Genomic DNA, 7,691 nt, shown 5'->3' with positions numbered 1-7,691 from the left:
TAAGGCGTTTTTTCTATTTTCTGCGTATTGATAATATCGTTTTAGTGAAACTTTTGATTTGAATCCAGCTAGTTTTATAATTTCTGACTCCGGAGTTTCTTTTTTTATTAAGTTTAAAATATAGGTGTTACGAAAGTGTTGTCCTGAGATTCCTTTGCGTAAATTAGCTCTAGATACTTCAAGGCGAATCATTTTTTGGATAGCGATTTCTGTTAATCCCTTCGGTGCATCATTTTCGTATACCCATCTGTATGTTCCACGATTAAAATCAAATGCGATAAATAATGGGTCATGGCTATGATATTTTGGACGAACGGGTTCAGGGATGCTTTTGTAATAAGCATATAGTTGTTTTTTGTCTTCGTTAGTTAATGTAATTGTTCTTTCTACCCCTGCGGTTGCTGGGATAGATAATGTGTTAGTTTCAAAGTGGACGTGATGCAGAGTTAATGCTGTAAGTTCCTGTAAGGATAATCCATAGTCGATTAATAAGTTTAAAATAACGATATTACGATCTATCAATAAAGGGCGCACAGGACGTTGTTTTTCTGAAAGTCCTTCCAATGAAGAGACTATATGTTTTAATCTTTTTTCCTCATCAGATGAAATGAAATCTTCATCGCGAAGCCTGCGGTCTGGTTGGATAGAAATTTCCATATTCTTTAATGGATTAGGGATGTTTAGAAAGTGATGCATTCTATTTAATACAATAAATACACGGTGCATCGTTTTCTCTGAGTAATGTCGATTCTTTTTTAAGTCGAAAAAATAATCTTCATAGTCTTTTGTACAAAGTGTAGCCCATATATTACTGGAAGGGAGCTTTTTGTTTTTTTTTAACCAATGTCCGAAATCTTCAATGTCATAAACATAACGTTTAATGGTTGAAGGTTTTCGGCCTTTATTCAATAAAAAAATAGAAAAGGCTTGTATTGTATCATGGAATTCCGTTGTCTCCATAGTCCCACCACCTTCATTATTTCTTATATTATAGCAAACTTTTCTGAAAATAGTCATTTGCAAGGGAGACAGGAATAATAATATTTGGTGAGTGGATAAAGCGAAATTTTAATCAGTGGGATTTTGTTAATCCATCGCTGATCATTAGCCTGCACCAATCGGGCATTTACGGGCAATTATCTGCCGCCTAACTTCCTAATATTTGCTGAATTTTGAGGTGGGAGTCTTACTGCTCGCAAATAGCGGGATAAAATGAGGTGATTGTATGGAACAATCGATGCGAAAGAAAAATAATAATCAAATTAACATTGTGTTAAATCATCGAAAGAAAATTTCTTTACCGGCCGCAGAAAATAAAACAGTGATTTCAAGTGAAACTACTACGAAACATGAGATGTTGCAAAGAATTGAAGAAGAGATGGGAAAGCTTGTTGGGATGGATGATATAAAAAAGATAATAAAAGAAATATATGCTTGGATTTATGTGAATAAAAAAAGACAAGAAATAGGGTTGAAATCTGAGAAGCAAGTACTCCATATGTTGTTTAAAGGGAATCCAGGTACAGGGAAGACAACTGTTGCTAGAATGATAGGGAAATTGTTGTTTGAGATGAATATTCTATCAAAAGGGCACTTAGTTGAAGCTGAACGAGCTGATCTTGTAGGAGAGTACATCGGTCATACAGCTCAGAAAACAAGAGATTTAATAAAAAAAGCAATGGGAGGTATTTTGTTTATTGATGAGGCGTATTCATTAGCCCGAGGGGGAGAAAAAGATTTTGGGAAAGAAGCAATTGATACGCTCGTAAAACATATGGAAGATAAACAACACGGTTTTGTATTGATTTTAGCCGGTTATTCAAGAGAGATGAATCACTTTCTTTCATTAAATCCAGGACTGCAATCACGTTTTCCGTTTATAATCGAATTTTCTGATTACTCAGTAAATCAACTGTTGGAAATTGGGAAGAGGATGTATGAAGAACGTGAATACCAGTTATCGAAAGAGGCTGAATGGAAATTTAGAGATCATTTACATGCTGTAAAGTACTCATCGCAAATTACATCGTTTAGTAATGGAAGATATGTACGGAATATTGTTGAAAAATCGATTCGTACACAGGCTATGCGGTTGTTGCAAGAGGATACGTATGATAAATATGATTTAATTGGGATATCAAGTTGTGATTTGATGCTTGAAGAGGAGACGCACAGTACGTAAACTGTGCGTCTGTTTTTTGTATAAGTGCTGCTACTCTTTTTTTGCTTTTTCTTGATAAGATTTATGGAAGCGTTCCATTTTAGCGCTTTTTTCGTGTGCAGAATTAGAATCGTGTCCAATTTGACCTACTGAGCTTTTTTGAGCACCTTTATTAACGTGGTTTGTCATTTGTGTTCACCTCGCTTTGAGGATTAGTATAAACATTATGTAAAGAAAAACTCGTTAGAAAAGAAAAACCTCTTTACGATCTGTAAAGAGGTTGGATTGCTATTTATGCACTGAACGTTCTTTTGTATCGATACGTCTATGCGGTAAATGCCATTTGTAATGAATAGAAACCATGCGGAAGCAAACAATTAAAATGAATAAGGTATATAGAGCCCAATCGCTAACAATAATTTGAGCACCGATTAAGAAACCTGCTAGAATCGTCCAAAAGGCATATACTTCAGCTCGAAGGACGAGAGGTTTTCTGCGGGCTAAAAGATCGCGGATGATACCACCGCCAATACCAGTTAAAACAGCTGCTACGATTGTAGCGCTAATTGGTAAATTTAATTTTTGAGCGTATAATGCTCCTTGTACGGCGAATGCTGATAAGCCGATAGCATCAGTGATATTTTCCCACTTTTTCCAATGTCTAATTAATTTATTAGGAAAAAGAAAAATAATCGTCATTGATAGTAGTGCGATTTGGAATAACATGTCTTGTTGCCAAAACGCGACAATCGGATAACCGATTAATAAATTACGAAGGGCACCTCCCCCAAATGCGGTTGCCATTCCTAAAATATACACCCCGAAAATATCATAATCCTCTTCCATTGCAACAATGGCTCCGCTTAGTGCGAAAGCGATTGTGCCTATGATGCTAAAAATCTCCCATGCCATGAATTTTCTCCCCCGCTAACTAGATGAAATGTGCTTCCTCTGCTATTATATTAGAAGGTTTAAATTTCGAAAAGGATGAGTGAACATATTTGATGGAAGAAAAAGAAAAAGTCATATTAGTAGGCTGTCAATTGCCACAAGATGATGATGAAAAGTTTATGCATTCCATGAAAGAGCTTGCATCGCTAGCGAAGACTGCACGAGCAGAATTGTTAGTGTCTACAACGCAAAAACGACCGAAGTTTCATCCGGCGACTTATATAGGTAAAGGTAAATTAGAAGAGCTTACAATGTTAACGGAAGAATTAGAACCGGATGTTATCGTATTTAATAACGAATTAACGCCGAGTCAAATTCGGAATTTATCCTCAGTATTAGATGCGAGGGTAATTGATCGAACGCAACTAATATTAGATATTTTTGCGCAACGTGCGAAGTCGAGGGAGGGTAAGCTTCAAGTAGAATTAGCTCAGTTGCAATATACAATGCCACGTCTTATGGGGCAAGGATTGTCTTTATCACGTCTTGGTGGTGGTATTGGAACGAGAGGGCCGGGTGAGACGAAACTTGAGACGGATCGTCGTCATATTCGATCACGCGTTGATGAAATAAAGAAACAACTTGCAGTTGTTGTGGAGCATCGAAAAAGATATCGTGAGAGAAGAAAAGATAATAAAGTATTTCAAGTTTCATTAATAGGGTATACGAATGCGGGAAAATCTACACTGTTTAATAGATTGACGGAAGCAGATACGTTTGAAGAAAACTTGTTGTTTGCAACGCTAGACCCGACGACAAGGAAGATGCAGTTACCTTCAGGTTATACAGTATTACTAACTGATACGGTGGGCTTTATACAAGATTTACCTACGTCATTAATTGCTGCTTTTCGTTCGACATTAGAAGAAGCTGGTGAAGCGGATGTTATTTTACATGTAGTTGATTCAGCGGATCCTAATTATGTAGGGCATGAGAAAACAGTAAAACAATTATTGTCAGAACTTGAAATTAATCATATTCCTATTATTACGTTATATAATAAAAAAGATGAATTACATCAAAACTTTATTCCGTTTCCGAAAAGTGACTTCTTAATGACTAGTGCCTTTGAACAAAGTGATTTATTGCATATAAAAGAAGCGATAGAAACGAAAATGAAGGAAGAAATGAATCGTTATCAAGTGGAAATTCCACCGAGTGAAGGTAAGTTGTTAACGCTATTAAAGACGGAGACGCTATTAATAAAGATGGAGTTTCTGGAAGATAAATTTGTATATAATTGCGTGGGGTATATTTTTGCTCATTCATCGCTTAATGTGCAATTAAAGAGATTTTTAGTGGAAGAAGGAGAAAATAAAAATGTTTGATCGTTTGAAAAATGGAGAAAAAATTGCTCCAATCGTAAAAGAAGTAGAGAGCCAGATTACAGAAGTACATAAACGCGCGGATGAAGTAATTGAAAGCAATCAGTTTCGAGTGTTAGAAAGTTTCCGTAAACATAAAATTAGTGACTCGCATTTTATTCCGACGACAGGTTACGGTTATGATGATATTGGCCGTGATACGTTAGAAAAAGTGTATGCGGATGTATTTGGAGCGGAAGCTGGTCTTGTTCGTCCGCAAATTATTTCAGGTACTCATGCTATTTCTACAGCGTTATTCGGTGTTTTACGTCCGGGAGATGAGTTATTGTACATCACTGGCAAACCGTATGATACATTAGAAGAAATCGTTGGTGTACGCGGAAAAGGTGTAGGTTCATTTAAAGAATATAATATTGGTTATAATGCAGTTCCGCTTACTGAAGAGGGGCTTGTTGATTTTGGAGCTGTTGCGACTGCAATTCATAGTAATACGAAGATGATTGGGATTCAGCGCTCAAAAGGTTATGCTACTCGTCCATCGTTTACTATTTCTCAAATTAAAGAGATGATAGCATTCGTTAAAGAAATTAAACCTGATGTTGTTGTGTTTGTAGATAACTGTTATGGTGAGTTTATTGAAGAGCAAGAGCCATGTCATGTAGGTGCAGATTTAATGGCAGGTTCGCTTATTAAAAACCCTGGTGGTGGAATTGTTAAAACTGGTGGTTACATTGTTGGTAAAGAACAGTATGTTGAAGCGTGTGCATATCGTTTAACATCTCCGGGAATCGGTGCGGAAGCAGGGGCATCTTTATACAGTCTGCAAGAAATGTATCAAGGTTTCTTCTTAGCGCCGCATGTAGCGGGACAAGCGCTAAAAGGTGCGATTTTTACAGCTGCATTTTTAGAGAAGTTAGGAATGAATACATCACCAGCATGGAATGCACCAAGAACAGATTTAATTCAGTCTGTTCAATTTGATGATAAAGAGCGTATGATTGCATTCTGCCAAGCGATTCAATATGCATCTCCAATTAATTCTCACTTCACTCCATATGCCAACTATATGCCGGGTTATGAAGATGATGTAATTATGGCTGCGGGAACGTTTATTCAAGGTGCAAGTATTGAATTGTCAGCTGATGGTCCAATTCGTCCGCCTTATGTTGCTTACGTGCAAGGTGGGTTAACTTATTCACATGTGAAGATTGCGATTTGTTCTGCAATTGATGCGTTAATTGAAAAAGAATTATTAACAATTTCTTAAGGGGAAGCTGTCGATTTCGACAGCTTTTTTCGTGTGAAAGTAATGATTAATCTCATTAGAAAAAAGAATGAAAAAATTTATAAAAAACCATGTAAGAAAAGCTAACATCTATTGACACTAAACATAACATGGTATAAAATGAGAAGCAGTTAAGGCGAAGGAGGAACTGAAACAATGAAAGAAGATAGACGTTCTGCCCCGCTGTTTCCTATTGGTATTGTTATGGATTTAACACAATTATCTGCACGTCAAATTCGCTACTATGAAGAGCATAATCTTGTTTCTCCAACCCGTACAAAGGGGAATCGTAGATTATTTTCATTTAACGATGTAGATAAGTTGTTAGAGATTAAAGATTTATTAGATCAAGGCTTGAATATGGCTGGTATTAAACAAGTGTTACTAATGAAAGTAAATCAAACAGAAACAGTGAAAGTAAAAGAAGAAACGAAAGAAATTTCAAAAACTGAGCTTCGCAAAATACTTCGAGATGAACTACAACATACAGGTAGATTTAATCGGACTTCATTGCGACAAGGTGACATTTCAAGGTTTTTTCACTAAAGATAACTGATTCTGAAGGTGTTTAGAGGGACTAAGGAGGAATTTATAATGGCTAGGTACACAAGAGAAGATATTTTCCGTTTGGCGAAAGAAGAGAATGTAAAGTATATCCGCTTACAATTTACGGACCTTTTAGGAGTAATTAAAAACGTAGAAATTCCAGTGAGCCAATTAACAAAAGCTCTTGATAACAAAATGATGTTTGATGGATCTTCTATTGAAGGTTTCGTACGTATTGAAGAATCTGATATGTACTTATATCCAGATTTAGATACTTGGGTAATTTTCCCTTGGACAGCTGAAAAAGGAAAAGTAGCTCGATTAATCTGTGATATTTACAATGCAGATGGCACTCCATTTGATGGCGATCCACGTAACAACTTAAAGCGTGTATTAAAAGAAATGGAAGCATTGGGATTCTCAGATTTCAATCTTGGACCAGAGCCAGAATTCTTCCTATTTAAAGTAGATGAAAAAGGAAATCCAACATTAGAATTAAACGATAACGGTGGATACTTCGACCTTGCGCCGATGGATCTAGGGGAAAACTGTCGTCGTGATATCGTGCTTGAACTTGAAGAAATGGGCTTTGAAATTGAAGCGTCTCACCATGAGGTTGCTCCAGGGCAACATGAAATTGACTTTAAATATGCAAATGCAATTCGCTCATGTGATGACATTCAAACATTCAAACTTGTTGTAAAAACAATTGCTCGTAAACACGGTTTACACGCAACATTTATGCCAAAACCATTATATGGTGTGAACGGTTCAGGTATGCACTGTAACTTATCACTATTCAAAAATGGTGAGAACGTATTCTTCGATCAAAACGGTGACTTACAATTAAGTGATGATGCTCGTCACTTCATCGCAGGTATTTTAAAACACGCACCAGCATTTACAGCGGTAGCAAATCCAACTGTAAACTCTTACAAGCGTTTAGTACCTGGATACGAAGCTCCTTGTTACGTAGCATGGTCTGCACAAAACCGTAGCCCATTAGTACGTATCCCTGCATCTCGTGGTATTAGTACACGCGTAGAAGTACGTAGTGTTGACCCAGCTGCAAACCCATATTTAGTAATGGCTACATTATTAGCAGCAGGTCTTGATGGAATTAAAAACAAATTAACTCCACCAGCTGCAGTAGACCGTAACATCTATGTAATGACAAAAGAAGAGCGCGAAGAAGCAGGTATCGTTGACTTACCAGCAACATTAGCGCAAGCATTAGTTACATTACAATCTAATGAAGTAGTATGCGGTGCACTAGGAGAACATTTACTTGAGCACTTCATCGAAGCAAAAGAGATTGAGTGGGACATCTTCCGCACGCAAGTTCACCAATGGGAACGCGATCAATATATGTCTCTATACTAAGAGGCTCAAACCCTTGATACAACTGGTATCAAGGGTTTTT

Annotated in this window: 8 protein-coding genes; 5 read left to right on the top strand and 3 right to left on the bottom strand. The window is 36.9% G+C overall.

What is annotated here, in order from left to right; translation table 11 throughout:
- Positions 1–960, bottom strand: a 960-nt coding sequence (locus DN389_RS27755) for a tyrosine-type recombinase/integrase (RefSeq protein WP_088064237.1), incomplete at its 3' end; no start/stop codon positions are given.
- Between the two features lie 265 nt (positions 961–1,225).
- On the opposite strand from DN389_RS27755, the gene spoVK reads away from it, so the two are divergent.
- A complete protein-coding gene (spoVK, locus tag DN389_RS27750; RefSeq protein ID WP_000438186.1) occupies positions 1,226–2,182 on the top strand; it encodes a stage V sporulation protein K in 957 nt (318 codons plus the stop codon).
- A 30-nt stretch (positions 2,183–2,212) separates the two neighbouring features.
- Here spoVK and DN389_RS28615 read toward each other — a convergent pair whose 3' ends face one another.
- Complete coding sequence (locus DN389_RS28615; RefSeq protein ID WP_000181498.1) at positions 2,213–2,350, bottom strand: hypothetical protein; 138 nt, start codon at positions 2,348–2,350, stop codon at positions 2,213–2,215.
- 99 nt (positions 2,351–2,449) lie between these two features.
- On the bottom strand, positions 2,450–3,073 hold the full coding sequence (locus DN389_RS27745) for a trimeric intracellular cation channel family protein (protein ID WP_000312271.1): 624 nt from the start codon (positions 3,071–3,073) through the stop codon (positions 2,450–2,452).
- A 92-nt stretch (positions 3,074–3,165) separates the two neighbouring features.
- Between DN389_RS27745 and hflX the strand changes: the two genes are divergently transcribed.
- The 4 genes from hflX to glnA all read left to right on the top strand — a co-directional run bounded on the left by hflX (position 3,166) and on the right by glnA (position 7,651).
- Positions 3,166–4,440, top strand: a complete 1,275-nt coding sequence (gene hflX / locus DN389_RS27740; RefSeq protein ID WP_142310519.1) for a GTPase HflX — start codon at positions 3,166–3,168, stop codon at positions 4,438–4,440.
- Entirely contained in the window at positions 4,433–5,704 is a 1,272-nt protein-coding gene (locus DN389_RS27735; protein ID WP_087982013.1) for a methionine gamma-lyase family protein, read from the top strand. The genes hflX and DN389_RS27735 overlap by 8 nt, the downstream gene beginning before the upstream one ends.
- Positions 5,705–5,878: 174 nt before the next feature.
- On the top strand, positions 5,879–6,268 hold the full coding sequence (gene glnR, locus DN389_RS27730; protein WP_000656785.1) for a transcriptional repressor GlnR: 390 nt from the start codon (positions 5,879–5,881) through the stop codon (positions 6,266–6,268).
- 48 nt (positions 6,269–6,316) lie between these two features.
- A complete protein-coding gene (glnA, locus tag DN389_RS27725) occupies positions 6,317–7,651 on the top strand; it encodes a type I glutamate--ammonia ligase (protein WP_000135338.1) in 1,335 nt (444 codons plus the stop codon).
- The last annotated feature ends 40 nt before the right edge of the window (positions 7,652–7,691 follow it).

Origin of the sequence: Bacillus sp. AY3-1 (genome assembly GCF_008368785.1) — a bacterium.
Classification (GTDB): Bacteria; Bacillota; Bacilli; order Bacillales; family Bacillaceae_G; genus Bacillus_A; species Bacillus_A wiedmannii.
The sequence above is the reverse complement of the archived record's forward strand: the minus strand, read 5'-3'. Positions and strand labels throughout refer to the sequence as shown.

Coding starts and splice junctions, on each gene's coding strand:
- DN389_RS28615 (WP_000181498.1), bottom strand. CDS start 2,350: ATGACAAACCACGTTAATAAAGGTGCTCAAAAAAGCTCAGTAGGTCAA.
- DN389_RS27745 (WP_000312271.1), bottom strand. CDS start 3,073: ATGGCATGGGAGATTTTTAGCATCATAGGCACAATCGCTTTCGCACTA.
- hflX (WP_142310519.1), top strand. CDS start 3,166: ATGGAAGAAAAAGAAAAAGTCATATTAGTAGGCTGTCAATTGCCACAA.
- glnR (WP_000656785.1), top strand. CDS start 5,879: ATGAAAGAAGATAGACGTTCTGCCCCGCTGTTTCCTATTGGTATTGTT.
- spoVK (WP_000438186.1), top strand. CDS start 1,226: ATGGAACAATCGATGCGAAAGAAAAATAATAATCAAATTAACATTGTG.
- glnA (WP_000135338.1), top strand. CDS start 6,317: ATGGCTAGGTACACAAGAGAAGATATTTTCCGTTTGGCGAAAGAAGAG.
- DN389_RS27735 (WP_087982013.1), top strand. CDS start 4,433: ATGTTTGATCGTTTGAAAAATGGAGAAAAAATTGCTCCAATCGTAAAA.